16 protein-coding genes and 2 pseudogenes are annotated in these 18,317 nt (G+C 59.9%); 9 read left to right on the top strand and 9 right to left on the bottom strand.

All coding sequences use genetic code 11. The features are described 5' to 3' along the window. The first annotated feature begins 19 nt into the window (after nt 1–19). The 3 genes from BN996_RS15855 to BN996_RS15845 are packed head-to-tail and all read left to right on the top strand — an operon-like array spanning nt 20 to nt 3,419. Complete coding sequence (locus BN996_RS15855; RefSeq protein ID WP_042662590.1) at nt 20–1,012, top strand: carbohydrate ABC transporter permease; 993 nt, start codon at nt 20–22, stop codon at nt 1,010–1,012. Further along, entirely contained in the window at nt 1,012–2,238 is a 1,227-nt protein-coding gene (locus BN996_RS15850; protein ID WP_089780684.1) for an ABC transporter permease subunit, read from the top strand. The genes BN996_RS15855 and BN996_RS15850 overlap by 1 nt, the downstream gene beginning before the upstream one ends. A gap of 2 nt (nt 2,239–2,240) precedes the next feature. Next, nucleotides 2,241–3,419, top strand: a complete 1,179-nt coding sequence (locus BN996_RS15845; RefSeq protein WP_089780683.1) for an ABC transporter ATP-binding protein — start codon at nt 2,241–2,243, stop codon at nt 3,417–3,419. Nucleotides 3,420–3,636: 217 nt separating this feature from the next. Here BN996_RS15845 and BN996_RS15840 read toward each other — a convergent pair whose 3' ends face one another. After that, entirely contained in the window at nt 3,637–4,053 is a 417-nt protein-coding gene (locus tag BN996_RS15840; protein ID WP_226908780.1) for a DUF8025 family protein, read from the bottom strand. A gap of 184 nt (nt 4,054–4,237) precedes the next feature. Here BN996_RS15840 and BN996_RS15835 point away from each other — a divergent pair, with 184 nt between their 5' ends. Further along, on the top strand, nt 4,238–5,416 hold the full coding sequence (locus BN996_RS15835; RefSeq protein WP_089780680.1) for a PQQ-binding-like beta-propeller repeat protein: 1,179 nt from the start codon (nt 4,238–4,240) through the stop codon (nt 5,414–5,416). A gap of 140 nt (nt 5,417–5,556) precedes the next feature. On the opposite strand, the gene BN996_RS15830 is transcribed toward BN996_RS15835, so the two are convergent. Next, a complete protein-coding gene (locus BN996_RS15830; protein WP_226908773.1) occupies nt 5,557–5,928 on the bottom strand; it encodes a hypothetical protein in 372 nt (123 codons plus the stop codon). Nucleotides 5,929–6,485: 557 nt separating this feature from the next. Between BN996_RS15830 and BN996_RS15825 the strand changes: the two genes are divergently transcribed. Next, a complete protein-coding gene (locus tag BN996_RS15825) occupies nt 6,486–6,800 on the top strand; it encodes a hypothetical protein (protein WP_004043267.1) in 315 nt (104 codons plus the stop codon). 112 nt (nt 6,801–6,912) lie between these two features. Here BN996_RS15825 and BN996_RS15820 read toward each other — a convergent pair whose 3' ends face one another. Both BN996_RS15820 and BN996_RS20560 read right to left on the bottom strand, forming a co-directional pair. Further along, a complete protein-coding gene (locus BN996_RS15820; RefSeq protein ID WP_089780678.1) occupies nt 6,913–7,584 on the bottom strand; it encodes a DUF6735 family protein in 672 nt (223 codons plus the stop codon). Between the two features lie 67 nt (nt 7,585–7,651). Continuing rightward, nucleotides 7,652–7,861, bottom strand: a pseudogene (locus tag BN996_RS20560) (hypothetical protein); the annotation flags it as partial. Between the two features lie 167 nt (nt 7,862–8,028). Here BN996_RS20560 and BN996_RS15810 point away from each other — a divergent pair. Beyond that, nucleotides 8,029–9,909, top strand: a complete 1,881-nt coding sequence (locus BN996_RS15810; protein WP_089780676.1) for an ABC transporter permease — start codon at nt 8,029–8,031, stop codon at nt 9,907–9,909. On the opposite strand, the gene BN996_RS15805 is transcribed toward BN996_RS15810, so the two are convergent. Continuing rightward, nucleotides 9,910–10,839, bottom strand: coding sequence for an ABC transporter ATP-binding protein (locus BN996_RS15805; RefSeq protein ID WP_089780674.1), 930 nt, complete (start codon nt 10,837–10,839; stop codon nt 9,910–9,912). A gap of 165 nt (nt 10,840–11,004) precedes the next feature. Between BN996_RS15805 and BN996_RS19830 the strand changes: the two genes are divergently transcribed. Together BN996_RS19830 and BN996_RS15800 are read left to right on the top strand one after the other, a co-directional pair. Continuing rightward, a complete protein-coding gene (locus BN996_RS19830; RefSeq protein WP_139043135.1) occupies nt 11,005–11,610 on the top strand; it encodes a hypothetical protein in 606 nt (201 codons plus the stop codon). A gap of 190 nt (nt 11,611–11,800) precedes the next feature. Further along, complete coding sequence (locus BN996_RS15800) at nt 11,801–14,146, top strand: PAS domain S-box protein (RefSeq protein ID WP_089780672.1); 2,346 nt, start codon at nt 11,801–11,803, stop codon at nt 14,144–14,146. Between the two features lie 163 nt (nt 14,147–14,309). Here BN996_RS15800 and BN996_RS15795 read toward each other — a convergent pair whose 3' ends face one another. Genes BN996_RS15795 through BN996_RS15780 form a run of 4 tightly spaced genes read right to left on the bottom strand, consistent with a single transcriptional unit; the run spans nt 14,310 to nt 17,394 of the window. Then, entirely contained in the window at nt 14,310–15,353 is a 1,044-nt protein-coding gene (locus BN996_RS15795) for a DUF5305 family protein (RefSeq protein ID WP_139043134.1), read from the bottom strand. Further along, nucleotides 15,354–15,785: a hypothetical protein gene (locus BN996_RS15790; RefSeq protein WP_139043133.1), complete on the bottom strand. Its 432-nt coding sequence runs from the start codon at nt 15,783–15,785 to the stop codon at nt 15,354–15,356. 50 nt (nt 15,786–15,835) lie between these two features. Then, nucleotides 15,836–16,828 (bottom strand): signal peptidase I, encoded by a 993-nt coding sequence (locus tag BN996_RS15785; protein WP_089780666.1) that lies wholly within the window; start codon nt 16,826–16,828, stop codon nt 15,836–15,838. Between the two features lie 20 nt (nt 16,829–16,848). Beyond that, on the bottom strand, nt 16,849–17,394 hold the full coding sequence (locus BN996_RS15780; RefSeq protein WP_089780664.1) for a hypothetical protein: 546 nt from the start codon (nt 17,392–17,394) through the stop codon (nt 16,849–16,851). A 149-nt stretch (nt 17,395–17,543) separates the two neighbouring features. On the opposite strand from BN996_RS15780, the pseudogene BN996_RS15775 reads away from it, so the two are divergent. Next, nucleotides 17,544–18,266 (top strand): annotated as a pseudogene (locus BN996_RS15775) (IS6 family transposase). The last annotated feature ends 51 nt before the right edge of the window (nt 18,267–18,317 follow it).

Raw genomic sequence — 18,317 nt, 5'->3', positions numbered from 1 at the left:
CACCTCTCGGAGGGATAGTATGAGCGCCGATACGGCTGCGGAGCCGGCACGTGAGTCACGGCAGTCGGGGCCAGTCGTCGTCTTCTTGCGGTGGCTGGAGAACCTGAGCGACACGCAGTACGCGTACCTACTGCTGACCCCAGTATTCGTCCTGCTTGGTATCGTGGCTATCTACCCACTCTTGCGGACGTTCGAGCTGTCACTGTACGCCGTCTCGACTGACCTCTCCAGTGTCCGTTTCGTTGGTCTCGACAACTACGTCGCGCTGTTCACCGGAGAGAAAAACCGGTTCCTCCCCGGTGGAACGACGTTCCTCCCGACCGGATTCGACGCCGCGAGTCTCCTCGATAGCGCCCTCGTAATAACCCTCATCTTCGCCGTGGCCAGCGTATTGTTCGAGACCCTCATCGGACTGGGTCAAGCGCTCGTCTTAGATCAAGACTTCTACGGCCGGCGGTGGGTCCGTGCGGCGATTATCATTCCGTGGGCCGTCCCAATCGTCATCCAGGGGATGATGTTCTTCTTGATGTTCGACTCGAACGTCGGATTCGCGACGCCGATTCTCGCCGACCTCGGAGTAGTGGCACCAACCAACACGCTGAACGATACGGTCAGCGCGACGTTCATCATTATCGTCGCTGACATCTGGAAGACCTCGGCGTTCATGGCGCTACTCATCCTTGCCGGGCTCCAGAGCATCAATCGTAATCTGTACGACGTGGCCCGCGTCGCCGGTGCGAGCAAGTGGCAGCAGTTCAGATACATCACGCTCCCGCTCATCCTGCCGACCATCGGAGTTGCAGTATTATTCCGCTCGGTGCAGGCGATGCGCGTGTACGGTATCATCGATACGGTCTCAAGCTGTACCGTCGTCCCCTCACTCTCCTGCATGGTCGTCTCGACGTTCAACACGCACGAGGGGACGTCCGCGGCCATCGCATTCGTGACAGCGGCCATCATCGGCGTCGTCGTGATGGGTATCATCCTGTGGCAGGGGGAGGACGCGATATAATGTCCAGCGAAACCGACGGCACGGCAGACGACGCCGGTCCGCTCGCGCGGTGGGCACGGAACGCGATCCACAACCCACGACGGGTGTATCGAGCGCTGTTCTACGTCGCGATGGCATTTTTCATGGTCACGACAGTATTCCCGTTCTACTGGTTACTCGTCCTCGCGGTGACGCCGCAGGGGAACCTGCTTTCCGGGAGTTTCCTCCCGACGGTCGAAATATTCGGTGTCAGCGGCACGTTCCCGCTCCCCGTTCCGAAAGGATTCAATCCGACGGCATTCGTTACCGTCTTCGAACAGGTCCCGTTCCACCTGTACGTGCTGAATAGCTTCGTGCTAGCTGCCACGACGACAGTTATCGTCCTCGTCGTCGCGAGCCTCGCGGGCTACGTGTTCGGACGGATCGAGTTCCCCGGACGCGCGCTGTTGATGCTCGGTATCCTCGCCATCAGCTACTTCCCGCCCGCAGCGTTCGTCATCCCGCTGTTTCAGGCGTTCGCCGGTAACGCCCCGATAACGATTCCGTTCATAGGTGTCCCGCTATTCACGCCGCCCCGACTACTGAACACCCCGGGGTCGATGGTCATGCCGTTCAGCGCGCTGTTCCTGCCGCTTTCGATATTCATCCTCACGACCTTCTACGGGCAGATTCCCGACGGGTTGGAGGATGCCGCGCGGGTGGAGGGAACGACCCGACTGGGCGCGCTATTCCGCGTCATCGTGCCGCTTTCGGCACCCGGCGTGGCGACCGCGGGCGTCCTCACGTTCATCAGCGTCTACAACGAGTACTTCTTCAGCTCGATTATGGCGACGTCGCCCGAAGCGTCCAAGTGGTCGCCGCTTTCGATATTCATCCTCACGACCTTCTACGGGCAGATTCCCGACGGGTTGGAGGATGCCGCGCGGGTGGAGGGAACGACCCGACTGGGCGCGCTATTCCGCGTCATCGTGCCGCTTTCGGCACCCGGCGTGGCGACCGCGGGCGTCCTCACGTTCATCAGCGTCTACAACGAGTACTTCTTCAGCTCGATTATGGCGACGTCGCCCGAAGCGTCCAAGTGGTCGCCGATCGTCGGCGGGATTCTCAGCTACCAGACTCAGTACACGACGCAGTACAACCTCATGGCCGCAGCGAGTGTTGTTGGGGTTATCCCCGTCGTCGTCCTCGTCATCATCGCGCAGGAACGCATCGTCAGCGGACTGACCGCAGGAGCACTTAAAGAATAACAATGGCACGAGTACGACTCGAACACGTAAGCAAGCACTACGACGACGTAACGGCGGTCGACGACATGAACCTCGACATCGACCACGGCGAATTCATCTGCTTTGTCGGCCCGTCGGGATGTGGGAAGTCGACGACGATGGAAAGTATCGCTGGACTCACGAAGCCGAGTGAGGGCGAAATCCACATCGGCGACCGCGAGGTGACGGACCTCCCGCCGAAGGACCGCGGGGTGGCGATGGTGTTCCAGAACATCGCGCTGTTCCCCCACATGGACGTCTACGACAACATCTCCTTCGGGCTTCGCCTCCGCAACTACGACAAGGAGGAAGTCGAGCGCCGCGTCGAGCGCGCCGCCGAAATCGTCCAGTTGCAGGGCATGCTCGAACGCATGCCCGACGAGATGTCCGGCGGCCAGCGACAGCGCGTCGCCATCGCCCGTGCCATCGTCCGTGAGCCTGATGTCTTTCTCATGGACGAGCCGTTAGCGAACCTCGACGCGAAGCTCAAGGTCCACATGCGGACCGAACTCCAGCGCCTCCACAAGGAACTGGACACGACCATCATCTACGTCACCCACGACCAAGAAGAGGCGATGACGCTCTCGGACCGTATCGCCGTCCTTGACGCCGGCCAACTCCAGCAGATAGACCCGCCGCTGGTCTGTTACAACGAGCCGTCGAACCTGTTCGTCGCGGGCTTCATCGGCTCGCCCTCGATGAACTTCGCCGAGGCGACGGTCACAGAAGACGCGCTTTCGACAGCGAACTTCTCGCTCGCGTTCGATCCGGCGTCTGTCGAGGCTGTTGAGGTGGGTGACGAGGTAACCATCGGGATTCGTCCCGAAGACATCTATCCCGGCGGAGCACGGGTCGAAGTCGAAGACTCCTCTTCGCTCATCGCCGCGCGCGTCGATATTCTCGAACCGATGGGTGACGAGATATTCGCGTACATGCTGTTGGGCGAGGGTCGAACCTCAATGGACCAGTCAGGGACTGATGACCAGTTGCTGATGAGCGTTGAGCCCGACTCGACGATTCGGGAAGACACGGACGTCGAAGTCGTGATAGACCGGGGGAATGTCCACCTCTTCGATACGGCGTCAGGAAACGCACTCGCCCACGGCCTATCCCCCGTTTCAGGCAAGTTAGAGACCGAGACGACAGCCGACGCAGACGACTGAAGCGACCCGGCAACCTCACCGTCGGCGACGGTGAGACGCAGTAACTCTTGGAGGCCACCGAAAGAAACCGCTCTCTCGGGCCTCCTCTCCTCACACCAAGAGTGTGCCGAGCACAGATGGGTTCCGCAGTTTCTATCAAGACGCGTTGAAATCCATACTTTCCTGCAGGGCGGAGTTTAGCCTTGGTTTTTCCATAATGGGGGGAGAATAGGTTCCGCTACCCCTCATCGTATAAGTGTATTAGTGGAAACGGTGAGGTCTGATATTCGTCAGACAGTCTAGATAGATTCCCAACGTAGAGAAGAATGCTGTTCACTCGTTGGTTATCGAAGTCGACTGCGAACGAGTCCGCCCCGTAGGCGGCGTGGTAGGCGCGGTGGCGTTCGAGCGAGCCAGTCACCTTGAAGTGGAAGAATGCGGCCGCCGTGTCGGGCTTGCTCTGTGTTTCGACCTGCGACTCGACGGATGCGGGAAGCGGGATCTGGGGCGTCTCCGCGTCGATACTCGCAGCGAACTCCTTCGCTTCCTCGACGGTTGCTTGCGAATGTGCCGGTGTCTCGCCGGTGAACACGTTCACCGGGGGTTCCGTCCCGTCGGTGAACAGGACGTCTTCGAAGGTGTGTGTTCCGAGGATCGCCTCGGGACCTAACTCGCAGTCGTGAAACGGATCGTCGCCTTGTTACTCGGGCATCAAATCACGAGCCTCCGGCGGGACTCACCCATTCCGGCCCCTGAAAAACAGCAGTTGGCTTCGAGTAACCCGCCCACCGATGGATACCCAAAACCCCTATGGGTTCTGTATCCGACGTTTCGGTCAGATGCCCTCCATATCGCGCCGTGAATACCTTGTAGTCTCAGCCACGACGGTTCTCGCGGCAACTGCCGGCTGCCAGACCAATTCGTGTACACCGACAGATCCTGGCGTCGCGCAGTGGCCACAGACACGTGCCTCTCCGCACAATACGAACGCCGTTCCCGATCAGCCGACGCTCACGGCTGGCGGTGATTATTGGACGAGTTCCCTCGCAGACGATATCGATATCACCGGACTCGTTGCCACAAATGATACGGCTGTCGTCGTCGGCCGCGCGCCTCGCGAGCAGAATGGTATCGTGACCACCGTACAACTCGACGACGGGTCCTCCGAGACGACCCACGAACTCAATCGGCGTCCAACTGGGCCGCCAGCCCTCGCAGGTTCGATTGCTGTTACGCCCGTACTTGGCGACTATACTGAACCATCGACTGGCGGGATCGTCGCACTCGACACCGCTAGCTGGACGACCACTTGGACACACGATACGGCTGGCAGACCCAATCCGGCGACCGTCGCTGACGACCTCCTCGTCGCCACGAGCGATCGGGGCGATGTAACCGCTCTTGATACGTTTACCGGCGATACGCAGTGGGCGCGGTCGTTCGGTGACGATCACCAGCGTGCAAGCATCCCGGCACCGCCGGCCATCGACAATGACTCTGTGTACATCACGGCAGATGGCTCTGCCGCCCAAGGAATCTACGCGCTAGACCGCGAGACGGGTGAGACCCAGTGGGGGATCCCTGGGCCAAATATCCCGGAACCGCTCGTCCGCACGGAGGATGTCGTCCTCGCGAGCTACGACCGTTACGAACTCGTGGCGTTCGATGCCACCAGTGGAGACCGGCAGTGGTCAAAAGCGATGTACGATGGTGACCTGTTCGCGCCAGCGGTCGGGTACCGCCGCGTTTTCAGCGCGGACAAGGAAACCGTGTATGCGCTGGCCGTTGAGAGTGGAGACGTCCAGTGGGAACAAGCCCTTGATGTCGCAGGCCCCCCATTGGTCGTTGGGGAGTCGGTCGTCGTTCCGACGACTGACCGGACTGTCGGTCTGAGCATTGAGGACGGTAGCGAGCTGTGGGCTGTATCCGAGGCATCTTCGACGGGACGTGTTCCTGTCAGCCATGGTCTGATTTACACGTCAGGGAATACGGTGACGCTGCGAACGAACTGTGAATGATTCACCGACAGCGACCGATAGGTAGTGCTATCACCAAACATCTCGATTGTTGATATAAATTCGCCACCAGAGGCACCGAACCGGTTGACTCTGTCACATCTCCGTATCAGACATCAACCTGAACTGCCTTCTTCCTCTTCTTAGTCAAACTCGAAGGTGCCTGAATCCGATGCGGTAACGGTCTCCCCAAACGTCCCTGATTCGGTTGCCTGAACCGAGAACGAACACTGCAACGTCGATGGGAGTGCTTGCGGGTCTCGAATGACAAACGGGAACTGGATTGTCCCATCGAGGCCGATGTCATCTATATCCATTACGAACTGCCGGTGGGTCGTCCCACCCCAGGCCCGCTGATAGTAGGTGTTGAAGCTGTCACTTCGCGTTGGTGGGCTGACCAGGTAGGTGAGTTGGCCGTGTTGGTCGAAATAGGTATTCGGAGTGGCGAACGTCGCCGTGAACTGATCCAGCTTGTAGGACGATGACGGATCGATACTCGCGTTGAAGGTGACCACAGTGACGGAATCGAGCCCTCGGAGTCGAATTGTGGTTTCCTACGGATTTCGACGTACCCGATGCTCTCAGCGTCGGATTGGCCCGGGAAATCCCACGACAGTTCGTCTTCCGAGTTTTCGTGAACGACGGTATCAAGCGTTCGTGGCCCGGTTCCAGGTAGTCCACTACACCCAGCAAGAGCGCCGGTGGCAACCACTCCTCCTGCAGCTAGGAACTGCCGACGTGTTCGGTTCCCGTGATCGTCCTGTGGAGGCCGCGGGGACTCAGGCATTATACCGAATTGGCAAACAACTCAATTAGTTCGTTTGGTCGTACCGTTCCACCCGAAGTGCTTGCAGTGGCTGTTTCAGAGGGTTCGGCCTACGGTACAATTCAAATTTTCGGCCTTGTTGAAATACTATCACCCAGATATTATTCGCGGCGAAACAGCGGGTGGAGGGTCTGCGAAGTAACCATCTACTTGCCGTCAGAACGGCCTCAGATAACGAAATCGCATACCGGGGGCGAAAGTGACGGAGCCCAACCATTTTTCCGACCGAGGTCTGTACGCATTCATATGGTTACGTCAGAATCACGTACGCCCGCCAATGTTCCAAACCTCTACGACGGGCTTGCGGGGATTGTCGTGGTCTCCATCCTCGCGGGGGCGTTTCTGTACGCACAGCAACCGATATTCGGCCTACTTCTGACGGTCGCCTTCGGTTCAGCGTACGCGACTGGCCGTATCGACGACTTGGAACACGGCGTTGTCGTTGCTGGCCTCTGGGGATTCGTGATTGCGTCGGTTTGGTCCATCGGCACGTTCCTCAGTTTCGGTGTCGCCACTATCCTCGCTGTCATCGGATACGGTTACTGGCGAGACGCTTGGTAAGCAGGCATCGAACTTGTAGACGGTACACCCACGTCCAGTTGCTGGTCTCTACTTACTGACCCTCATTAGTATGTTGGTTGTTGAGGATTCCAACAGGGCCAAATCGCCCTGGTTACCCCCTCTCGGAGTGGTTCAGGATCGCCTTCTCGAAGGGCAATTCCCCAGTCGGAATGAGCAACTCCTGCCGGTCTCCGACCCACTCAGCGAGCTTCCGTTTCAGATACTGCCTCGCCGTCGACGGTGTGAAGACGCCTTTGTCGAGCATGTCGCCGCCGACGTCTTTGAAGGCCGCGAACTGTCCCTGCAGGTGGCTGTCGCCAACAGGCTCGCCGTCGTACCAACGCACCGTCGCAAGCGCGCCGTTCCCGACCGTCTCTCCCTGTTCGACTGTCTCCGAGTCGTACTGGAGCCCGAACCACAGCGTCCGATAGGCGGTCACCTCGAACGTCGTCGACACCACGAAGAACGCCTCGTGGTGGAGGTAGTCGAGATGGTCAGCGACGATCTCGTCGAGGGTGAGCCCGCTGGCACGAGGCTTCGGCTCGACGACCGTCGACGGTCGATCCTCGTCAGCGAGGTAGCCGTCGACGGCATCTGCCTCGAGGCCATCGACCAGTTCAGCCAGCAGCTGTTTCGCCCACTTGGAGTCGGTGTCGTCACCACCGAACGGCGACTCAGCCGAAATTCGGTGCTTGAGCTTCAGGTTCGCTGCGCCCCAATGGCTGTAGTGGAGTGTGTACTGTCCGTCCGTGCGTTCGTACGCAACGAGTGCGCGGTGTCCCATCGAGCAATCACCTCACGGGGCGACCGCGACTGGATCGCCCCGCACCCCTCCCGGGGGACGAACAACTCTACTCGTCGATCGGCTTGAGGGAATTGAGATCGGCGTGGAGGACTTCGCCGTCGCGAACGACGTACCGCTTCGCAAGCACGGGGAAGCGGCAGTTCGTGAACCCCGCCGTCTGGATGTCGAGTTCTTCACCGGGTTCGAGATGGTTGGCCAGCTTTCGGAGGAACTCGTGAGTGACGAGACCTCCTTCGTAGTCCGGAAGTCCATCCTCACAATTCGTTGAACGGCACCGTAGTTCCCGCAACGAGACAGGAGGAACAGAAGCTGAGCAAGCGCTTGTTCACGTCTGACTCGATATACCCGACTACTAGACTGAACAGAATCAACAGTCCTCCCCAATCACAAGTTCTTATACAAGTGCGCAAAACCTGCTCCAGTATGCCCTCCATGTCAGTCGTACGAACAGAGTTCCAGCGATGCCTCCGAGGAAAGACGCCGTGGCTTCTGGCGCTCTGTCTCCTCCTCGTGAGCCGCGTCCCCACGAGTCCCGAACAGGCCGTCGTCCGACACCTCGGCGACGCCGCCGCGTTTCCACGCGCTCAGACCGCCGTCGCAATTGTCGTTCCGTTCGCCGCCGCCGCGCTGGGCTTCCGATCAGTCGTCGGCGAGCGCGAGAGCGGCACCGCCCGCGTGCTCCTTGGCACTGAACTCTCCCGCACCGACCTCGTCGTTGGGAAGGCTCTCGGCCGCGGAGCCGCCATCATGGTTCCCGTCCTCGTCACCACGCCGCTGCTCGTCGCCTACGGTACGTACACGTACGAGAGTATCTCTCTCCCCGTGCTCGCTGGCCTCCTCGTCGCGGCGGCCGCCTATGCGTTCGCGTGGACGACCGTCACCGTCTCGCTCTCGGCCGCGATGTCCTCGACCACGCGCGCCGCCGGCGTCGTCTTCGCCGTCACGCTCCTCCTCGGGATATTCTGGAGCGACATCACGGTTGCGCTCCTCTGGAATCTCGTGACGGGCTCCACGCCGAGTAACGAGATGGCCCACCCCGAGCTGTTCTCTGCTCTCAAATGGTTCTCTCTCCCGAGCGCCTACTACGTGCTCACGGATTGGCTCCTCGGGGTCCCGGTCGGTCCCGGAAGTGCCGCGCTCCAAGTGAGCGACGCGCTCCGCAACAACGGGACGCTCGCCACGGCGTCCCCGCCGCTGCCGGTATGGGTCGGTGTCCCCATCTTCCTCGCGTGGCCTGCCCTCGCGCTCCTCGTGGGCGTCTCGGCAATCCGCTACGGCGACCTCACCCCGCGTGGTGGCCCCGGCCGGCTCCGCCGTACGTGGGCGAACCGTCCGTCACTCCCGCGTGTCGCCGTAACGCCGGCCACAGCGGTCGTCGGCCGCGGAGGCTGGGTGGATTCGCTCCCCGGACGGTGGCAGCCGCTCGCGCGACGCGAGTTCCGCCGGCTTACGCACGGCTCCGGCGTCTGGCTACTCGGCGCGACAGTCCTCGTCGCCGGAGTCCTCAGCCTCTCGCCGTCAACACTTGTTCGAGATGCCCTCGGAGCGCGCGTGCCGCTTGCTGCCCTGCAATCGCCGATCAGCGTTATCGGCGGATTTGGAACGCTTCTGCTGACATTTCGCACGGTCGTCACCGAACGCGACTCCGGGAGCATCCGTATGACGGCCGGGACGGCCGTTTCGCGCTCCGCGACGCTCGTCGGTGTTATCATCGGACGAGCCAGCGCAATCGCGTTCTCGCTCGTCCTCGTCGTCCTCGGAACGTGCCTCGTCGCCATCCCCCAGCACGGCGTCGCCCCACCACACGTACTCGTCGGGTTCCTTGCGGTTACTGTCGCTTTCGTCTACTGCATGACGGGATTCGGCGTCGCGCTCTCGACAGTCGTACGCCGGCAGATGGTCGCGGGCGTCGCCGTCCTTGTGCTTGCCGGCCTCTACCTGACGTGGTTCCAGATTTCGAACATCGTCTACGGCGCGCTCACCGGGACGGCCGTAAACGGTTTCTCCCCGCCAGCGAGCCCGACGTACCTTCTGCTCCGGTGGGCGCCACCAGCGAGCCTCTATCACGTCGTGACGAACGCCCTCCTCGGCGTTCCGAACTCTGCCGGGAACGCGGCCGGGGTACTCACCGACGCGCTTCAGTCGAACGTCTTCTCAAATATTGTGGTCGTGCGGGCGGCCTACGGCGCGGATGTCCCTGTCTGGTATCTTCATCCGGCGGTCGCCCTCGGGGAACTCCTCTGCTGGTTCGCACTCCCAGTCGCGCTCGCCCTCATCAGCTATCGGCGCCGCGCACTCGATTGATTACGGCGCGTCCTCGCTTGGCGCCGTCGGCTCACCGTCGGCCATGGCGACGAAGGCGTCCTCTATCGTGCCCACATCGACGTCGAACGACCGAATCGTCGCCCCGGAATCGTCGAGTGCTTCGAGCGCACGATAGCGAGTCGCGGCGTCGCAGACGACCTCGATTCGACCGTCCGTTCGCGTGATACGCGTGACGCCATCGATGGCTCGCACGGCCGCGAGCGCGGTATCATCGGCGTCGGCGTCGATACGGAGGCGGCTTTCGACACCTGCCGTCGCGCGGAGTTCTGCCGGCGCGCCTTCGGCGACGAGTTCGCCGTCGGCGAGCAGGCCGACGCGGTCGCAGACGCGCTCGACTTGGTCGAGGACGTGACTGGAGAAGAAGATTGTCGCACCGCGGTCGCGCTCGTCCGAGACGACTTCACGGACTAACCGAACTCCATACGGATCCAGTCCGGAGAACGGCTCGTCGAGGATGAGGAGGTCTGGATCACCGGCGATGGCCATCCCCAGGCCGAGGCGTTGTTGCATCCCCTTCGAATACCCCCCGGCGCGTTGGTCAACGGCGTCCGTGAGGCCGACACGGTCGAGGATCGTCTCGGGGTCGCCGGTCGCGTCGTTCGCGTCGAGGATGTAGGCGACGTGTTCGCGGCCGGTGAGCGAGCCGTAGACGCCGAAACGGTCCGGGAGGATGCCGGTGCGGGCGTGAATCGTGCTTGCCTCCTCGCGGACGTCTAACCCGAAAATCCGCGCTGTCCCCGTACTCGGGCGTGTGTAGTCCATCAGCATATCAATGGTCGTGGACTTCCCGGCGCCGTTCGGGCCGAGGAAGCCGTACACCTCGCCCTCGTCGACGGTGAGGTTGAGGTCGGCGACGGCGGGCGCGCCGTCGTAGCGCTTCGTGAGGCCGCGCGTCTCGATGGCGGTCATCTCCGGTCACCGCCCGCTCTGGGCGTTCGTTCGCTGGCGACGCGTGTGGGCTGGAGGGCCATGCGCTCCCGTATTCTGTGAACGTGGAAAAGTCTTCGCGGTACTCGGCGCGACGAGGTGCGGTGCCGAAGTGAGTTAGATATTGGTTCGCTAGTATGCAACAGTATGCTCACAGAAGGCGAGGTTCGCGCCCTCATTGCCCTCCACGGTGAGCAGACGGTCTCTGAACTCGCAACGAACTACGTATTGCATTTTGTTCCACCAAAGAGTACCCAGAAGACATATCATCTCGACAAAAAAGAAACAAATATGTCAACAGGTGGAGCACCGGGGTTCGTTACAACTCTCCCCCTCGTGGCTCTTATCGGTCTCTTCGGTAGTTCGGCAACAATTGCCTACTGTATTCGAGTACTCGCTACCCGATACGAGACACCGCCACCGTTTTCAACAGGAAGTCTCACGCTCATCAGCGTGCTAGGACATTTGGCGGTTCTATTCACCGCAGGAACTGTCCTCGCCGCAATTGGTGGAATTCCTGCGAGTCCTTCCTTCTTCGGTCCCGCAGTCCCAGTACTCTTGTTTGGCTATGGACTCCCTCTCGTAGTCATCGCAGTTCTCATCGGGAAATTAATCGAGTGGCGCAGTCAAAATGAACCGCCACGTCGATTCGTACATAGTTCGAGCACCGTGTTCGCATTCACCCACTTGCTATCGATCCCTACGGTTTGGGCTATGTTTGTTCTAATTGAATTACTGATTCACAGCAACTGAAGTTGAGTTTTTGTTACCAATTTTTGTTGTGAGTGTGTGACTGTTGAGTGGGAAGTTCTAATCAACGGCTGTTTCAGCGTGAAAGGTGTCGAAGAGATTGGATTTCAACAGAGCCTGAAAATATAAGGAGGTGGCAAGACATTCCTCAACCAATAGGACTGATTCCGGAGTGGATGACTCGGACGCAGTAATGACAGTCGTCGTTGTTGGCGCCACGGCGACGTCCGATATCGAGTCTGCGGCACGAACACCGCAACCTGGCGTGGATATCGAACGGACACAGAGCGTAGAGCAGGCCTTTGATTGGGTTCGCGAGAGCGACCCAGACGTCCTGCTCGCTGAAGCCCCACTCTCTGGGATGGACAGCCCGGATTTCGTACGCGTGGTCCGCTTGCTCGACGAAAACCTGACAGTCGTCATCGCGGAGTCAGACGAGGAACGTGCCAGAGCGGCCAGAGTGGCTGGTGCCGATGAAGTGATTTCATCACCGGAAAAGTCAGGAGAGATTATCGCGTCCCTAGAGGAGGTTGCTAGCGGAGATGAGGGTTACGCGGAGGAACTGGAGAGCCAGCGGCGGTATCGAGAACTGGTGCAATCTTCTCCCGCACCGATTAACGTCTTCGACAAGGGGGGGACAATCCGCTACTCGAATCAGGCGACCGCCGACCTGCTTGAGGTAGACAGCCCGTCCGAACTGATCGGCAGATCGATCTTCGACTTCATCGACACCGAGCATACAGATATCGCGGAGGAGGAGGTAGCTCGGGTGATCTCCGCGGAAGAGGCAGCCGGACCGACGCAGATGCGAATCGTCAGTGAAGAGGGCAACGAGCGGCACATCCAGGTTTCGACTGCACCCGGGGAACTCCGCGGCGAAGCTGTCGGTCAGGCAGTGGTTGTCGACGTCACGGCCCTCCGTGAAACCGAACACGACCTTCGAGCCGAACGACAGTTCGTTCAAGATGCACTGGACGCCCTCGATGACATATTTTTCGTCACGGACAGAGGTGGGCGGCTCAGGCGCTGGAATGCAGCCCTCTCGGACGTCAGTGGGTACTCCAGCTCGGAGCTCGATGAGAAAGCCATTGTTGAACTGATGAGCGCTGCAGACGAGTCTCACATCTCCGAGGCAGTCGTTACAGCCCTCGAAGAAGGGACGGTGATCACTGAGGCGACGCTTGTTTCCAGATCCGGGAAAGCAATCCCGCTCGAAATCTCTCTCCAGCAGATTACGGATACGGAAGGAGATCTCATCGGGATGGTCGGAATCGGCCGGGACATCTCCGACAGGAGGCGGCGTACCCAGCAGCTGAAGGCGCAACGCGAGCAACTGTCGGTACTCGCCCAGACGAATCGGTTGGTTCGAGAGATCAATGCGAAACTGATCAGGGCGAGTAATCGGCGCGAGATCGAGCGAGTCGTCTGTGAGCAACTCGCGGAGGCCGGGCCGTACGAACTCGCCTGGATCGGCGATTTCAACCAGGCAAGTGAGCGATTCGTTCCACGGACTGTAGCCGGCGAGGGAGAGGATTTCCTGGACACACTCGCGTCTGGAATCGACACGGACACGACCAGAGAACCCGCTGAGCGCGCGCTTCGCACGGGTGAGGTGCAGTTCTTCTCCGTGTCCGACCCCGAGTTCGACCGTTGGCAGGAGGCCGCAGAAGCACGCAGCTTTCGCACCGTAACGGCGATCCCGATAACCTACCGATCAGCCACGTATGGGGTCCTCACCCTCTATGCCGGCACGAACGATGGCCAGGAAGTCCTGAAAAAGGATGTCCTTCGAGAGTTGGGGGAGTCGATCGGGGCCGCGATCAACGCGACCCATCGAAAACAGGCGCTCCACCCTTCTCCGGGGACAGAACTCCGAATTCGGATAACGGATTCGACCGAATTCTTCGTTCGATTCGCCACTGAACTCGACTCGAAGGTGACGCTGGACAAGTCAACGCCGCAACCCGATGGCACCTACAGTCTGCAGGTCTCGGTCGCAGATTCCGAACGACTCTCCCGAGTCTGCAATCAGTTCATCTCGATCGAGACGCGGAGCCGGCACGAGGACGGCGGCGATGACATCTCCGTCGAGTTGCAGGTGACGGACGTCGGTCTAGTCGAATGGCTTGCAGACCATGGCAGTACGCTAGTCGGGCTGACTGCGTACCCGGAGTACTGTGAAATCACGGCCACCACTCCGCCGGGAACCGATAGCCGGGCGTTCGTCAACCAGCTCAAGTCGAGTTTCGGCGGCGTGGACCTACTCGCCAAGAAAACGGCCGCAAGTCGGCTGGGCCCGTCCTCGTGGGATATGATCACCAAAACGCTCACGAACCGGCAGTACGAGGCGCTCACAACCGCGTATGACGAGGGCTATTACGAAACCCCGCGCCGAAAGAGCGGGACTGACATCGCGGACATGATGGGTATCTCGGCGCCGACGTTCGGCAATCACCTTCGGAATGCCCATCGGCGCATCCTCGAAGAAGTCCTCGCGAGACCGCCGGACCCGAGTGACGAGTCCACATCCGACAGGTGACGGGAACGCGGTGACCACGGTTCTCGACCCAAGGGCCGGCTTACGAAGGGGTGGCCCGAAGCCTAGCGCGGCAATTCACACTCACTCGACTCGAAATCCCTGAGAAACGAGGGTCCGGTTGGTGTCTGCCATGATTACGTGGGTTAGGGTCGCTCGAGAGACCCTAAATCCGTTCCTCCACGTAGACGTAGACGATACGTGAATCGAACACGGCGTACTTTCCCTGTGCAGGATCGTACAGGATTCTCTTTTCGGTATCGATTGCGAAGTCGACGAGGTCTTCTAACGTATTGAGTTGTGCTGTATTGACTGGGTGGTGTGCTGGGAGTGAGCCCTCTGAGATCCATTCCGCGTAGCGGGCTTTGTGGAGGGCCGCCCGTTCACGGTCGGGATCGAACCGATTGGCGAAGACGACGGTCAGGCCTGCTCCGACCAGCCCTCCGAGACTGAGCAATGCAAATACGAGTGTCGTGTGGGGGAAGATAACCGTACCCAGGATAGGGAACGGAAGAGAGCTTGTTTTTGCCGGGTCCACCCGGACAAGGCTCTCCGTCGGGTGTAGCTCGTCCTCTACAGACCCGTGGCCGATTTGGTACGAGTCTTTGCTGATTCGGAGCGGTCCGCGGTGGCGCAAGGAGCCAGCCCCAGTTGAGGTGTCGTATCGTGATTCAGCGTCGAGATACACCTGAATCTGTCCAGCATCGCCGATCTCAGATTCGAGTCGGGCGACGGTCAGGGCAACTTCGGTGATGTTCATCCTCGCGGTAGTCACCACCGTTTCGCCCGCCGTTGAGGTGTTCGTCCGGTTGAGTCGCTGTCGTTGTGTTACGAACACCTCGTTTCCAGCGGTGCGAGCTTCGTAGACGAGCGTCAGGCGCTGATCGATCTGTACGTGATCGGCAGTGGGTGGGGTCGTCACCAGTCTGACTGTCACGTTGGGTGTGTGCGAACGCAGGTACACCGGCCTGTCCGTGAGCGTTTCACCCAGGGTATAGAACGAAGACGTATTCTCGACCGTGGCTTGCGAGTGAAGGCTCATCGATATTGGATCGATCTCACTGCTGTACGACGCTTCAGTGGTCGGTGGTGTCACAGCGGTGACTCCACCCCCGACCAGGCCGACGAGCATAACTGCGAGACAGACGCCCGTGAGAGCTCTGGGTCTTGTGGCGAGCAAATACCGAAGTTTGTGAATTCCGGGAATCATCTATGTGGTCAGTGATACGTTTCTGTCCGGTGCTGTCACTGTCAATCCGGTCCCTGTCGCGTTCACGCTGAAGTAGACCCGCTCGCCATCGAGCGTCGAGTCCGACACCACGTCGATATCGATGTCCCGAGACGTGCCCATCGGAAGGGAGAACGTGTACGAATCGCCAACGCTCGTGCCATCGACGACGAGTGCTCCCTTGTCGCTGGAGTCGGCACGGAGCGCGATCTCGACCGAGACGTCAGTCTCTAGGTCGTTCGTGACCGTCACTAGCCGACTCGTCTGCCCGATGGTGACTGATGATGCGACAGCGAGGTTGTGAATAGCGTTCGAATCGTCGACCACCGAGACCGTCGCCTCACGATCTACCTCCGCAGTCGTGAATGACGCCGCCGGGAGGACAGTCGCTCCCACGAGGGCAGCGATGCTCACAACGAGCACCACTCGCCACCAGTTCCGGTGACGCGGGTGGGTCCTCCGCCTCATCTCAGTCGCCTCCCAAGCGGTCGTCGCCGAGACTGGATTTGCAGAACGGTCTTCCCGTCGACGAAAGCCCACGTGAGAATGTAGATCCCGCCGAATAGGGTAGACATCGTTGTGAGTGCGGCAACGGTGGGGTGAACGGCCTGAAGCGATGCAACGACCCCGTACGGTAAGATTGCTGGATACCGATACAGGCGGATCTCACCCCGGTATGGTCCGAGTTCCGACTGTGCAGGTATTCGAACCCGAATCCCGGGTGACTCGGCGGTAGTATCGCTTGATTCGATGTCCATCCCGCTCGTTTCGATGAACTGGTGGGTGTACGCCGGCTGTTCACCGATTTCGACATCAAGCGTGCGTGTCGCGGCTTCTCCGATCGGGATTGAAAGCCCACTCGCCGGCGGCGTGTCTGTCACGGTGAAGGTAGCCACTGCCGCGGGTGCACCCAAGACGAACGCCGCCGAGGTTCCAACGACCGCCATCAGGACGAGCGGCAACAGTAGCGTCTGTAGCCGAACCACGTCTCGGCCCCGTGTCGTCCCCCGCGAAATCTCGGAGAGGCCGAACAGCGCGACCAGCCCGCCAAGACCGAGCCTCCAGTACCTCTGGACGAACTCGACAGCGATACCTAACCGCGGGAAGACGAGCGGACTGGAGCCGACCGTCGCCACCTTTCCGAGCACGTCGTCGCGGGTAACGGGCGGGTATCCCACCCGTTGGTCCGTCGTTGGATTGTTGTCACCCTGCGTCACGAACCCGCTCTCGGTGACCGAGACAACGCGATGGGTCGCGTACTCACCTCGCTCTTCTGAGTAGAATGTGATAATATCGCCGGACTCGACGGTCCCTGCCGGTACTAGGAGATATCCGTCATCCTGGCTTATTGCCGGCTCCATGCTGTCGCTGTATACGTACGACAACTGGACCGGCGAACTCGGCAGTACGAAGACGGCCAGGCAAACCACCGCTATGACGTAGATCCACCGACTCATTGAAAATGGAGGTGGATGATTCAGGCAGTGATGGTGAGTGTACCCGAGAGGTCTGACGTGGACGTGTCGACGTTCGTTGTGTCGATCGTGAGCACGACGTAGTAGGTCGTGCCAGCAGTTGGCGTGAACGTCCCGCTACTTTCCTCGCTAGCAGTCATCTGGGAGGTCGCTGTCGATGTCTCGTTGTCCCACGAGAACACCTCGAAATGCACGTTCGGATTGCTGGCCGCGGGGTCGGATCCATTGCCGAGCGAGTAGGAGAACGTCACGTCGTTCGCTTCAGAGGGCGTAATGCTGAACGCGTACGTGGTATTCGGATTGACCGTATCCCCGAATACAAACTCTGAGCCGCCATTCAGCGACGAGAAGTTAATCGAAAGCTGTCCTCCACCGTCCTTGGTGATTTGACTGAAATCCGCACTAGGAGTGAGCTGAACGAGCGCAGCGTCGTCTGCACTGACGCCAATCGTGGCGCTACGAGTGACAGTCGCGCTTGTGTATGCAGCTGCTCCGAGACCAGTCCCAACGACGGCACCGACGGTTGCGATGAGTGTTCTTCGACGCATCAATGAGACTGTGCCACCATATCTGCAAAAGCAAGAGCAATAATTAGTAATACCAGACAATCTCCACATGCTAACTATGTAGTCTCTACCCGAGGACCACGTCGGCACCGTCTAGTTAAGGGACGAGCAGGTCGAAGAGCTAGTGATCTATGCGACTCTCAAACCTGCTCAACGAGCGTTTGGACACAGCTACGCTTGAATGTTGGCAGCGTGAGCGGACGGCGACGCCCGTTCGGGCGTCCCCGGAAACCGGAGAATTCTGGTGTCTCGAAATCCGTTGGATTTCGACGAGTCCGCAGGACCTGCGGTCCTGCGAGATGCGAACGAGACGCGAAGTGTCTCGTCGCGTCGCCGTCCGGCTCCATGCTGCCGGCTTTCACTCAGAGAGACAGAAGCGACTCTTCGGCTGCTCGGCGTAGAACGCTCGCTTCAAGCAATTTTTCAGTAAATGTGTCGGCTGTCTGACAGCGTTGCAGACCCGCCGAAGGCGCAGCCGAGGCGGGTCGCAGTCGACGAGACCGCGGTCAAAATCAATGGTGAGTTGTTTTGGTTGTGTGCTGCAATAGACCTCGACACTTGACGTCGCGTTGTTCAAGCGTCATGGAACTGACCCGGCGGCTGCGTTTCTCCACGGAGTCTGTGAGAAACACGACTGTTCAGAGACGGTATTTCTAGCTGATGCCTTTGACTATCGAACTGCCTTCTCTCGATTAGGGTTGAACGGTCGGATCGACTACACCGACCGAAACCTGATTGGAAAGTGGTTTCACACATTCAAAATGAGAGTTGACCGTTTCCACAATTCGTGGGTGGACAGTCGACTGAGCGTCCGCCAGTGTCTTGCAGAATTTATTCATTACTATGATTTTTAGCGACCGCATCAGTCGCTCGACGGTCGAACGCCAGCTCAGGAGGGTGACTAG

The organism is Haloferax massiliensis, assembly GCF_001368915.1.
GTDB classification, from domain to species: Archaea; Halobacteriota; Halobacteria; order Halobacteriales; family Haloferacaceae; genus Haloferax; species Haloferax massiliensis.
Note: the sequence above shows the minus strand (reverse complement) of the source record. Positions and strands in the feature narration are given on the sequence as shown.

Coding starts and splice junctions, on each gene's coding strand:
- BN996_RS15855 (WP_042662590.1), top strand. CDS start 20: ATGAGCGCCGATACGGCTGCGGAGCCGGCACGTGAGTCACGGCAGTCG.
- BN996_RS15850 (WP_089780684.1), top strand. CDS start 1,012: ATGTCCAGCGAAACCGACGGCACGGCAGACGACGCCGGTCCGCTCGCG.
- BN996_RS15845 (WP_089780683.1), top strand. CDS start 2,241: ATGGCACGAGTACGACTCGAACACGTAAGCAAGCACTACGACGACGTA.
- BN996_RS15835 (WP_089780680.1), top strand. CDS start 4,238: ATGCCCTCCATATCGCGCCGTGAATACCTTGTAGTCTCAGCCACGACG.
- BN996_RS15825 (WP_004043267.1), top strand. CDS start 6,486: ATGGTTACGTCAGAATCACGTACGCCCGCCAATGTTCCAAACCTCTAC.
- BN996_RS15820 (WP_089780678.1), bottom strand. CDS start 7,584: ATGGGACACCGCGCACTCGTTGCGTACGAACGCACGGACGGACAGTAC.
- BN996_RS15810 (WP_089780676.1), top strand. CDS start 8,029: ATGCCCTCCATGTCAGTCGTACGAACAGAGTTCCAGCGATGCCTCCGA.
- BN996_RS15805 (WP_089780674.1), bottom strand. CDS start 10,839: ATGACCGCCATCGAGACGCGCGGCCTCACGAAGCGCTACGACGGCGCG.
- BN996_RS19830 (WP_139043135.1), top strand. CDS start 11,005: ATGCTCACAGAAGGCGAGGTTCGCGCCCTCATTGCCCTCCACGGTGAG.
- BN996_RS15800 (WP_089780672.1), top strand. CDS start 11,801: ATGACAGTCGTCGTTGTTGGCGCCACGGCGACGTCCGATATCGAGTCT.
- BN996_RS15795 (WP_139043134.1), bottom strand. CDS start 15,353: ATGATTCCCGGAATTCACAAACTTCGGTATTTGCTCGCCACAAGACCC.
- BN996_RS15785 (WP_089780666.1), bottom strand. CDS start 16,828: ATGAGTCGGTGGATCTACGTCATAGCGGTGGTTTGCCTGGCCGTCTTC.
- BN996_RS15780 (WP_089780664.1), bottom strand. CDS start 17,394: ATGCGTCGAAGAACACTCATCGCAACCGTCGGTGCCGTCGTTGGGACT.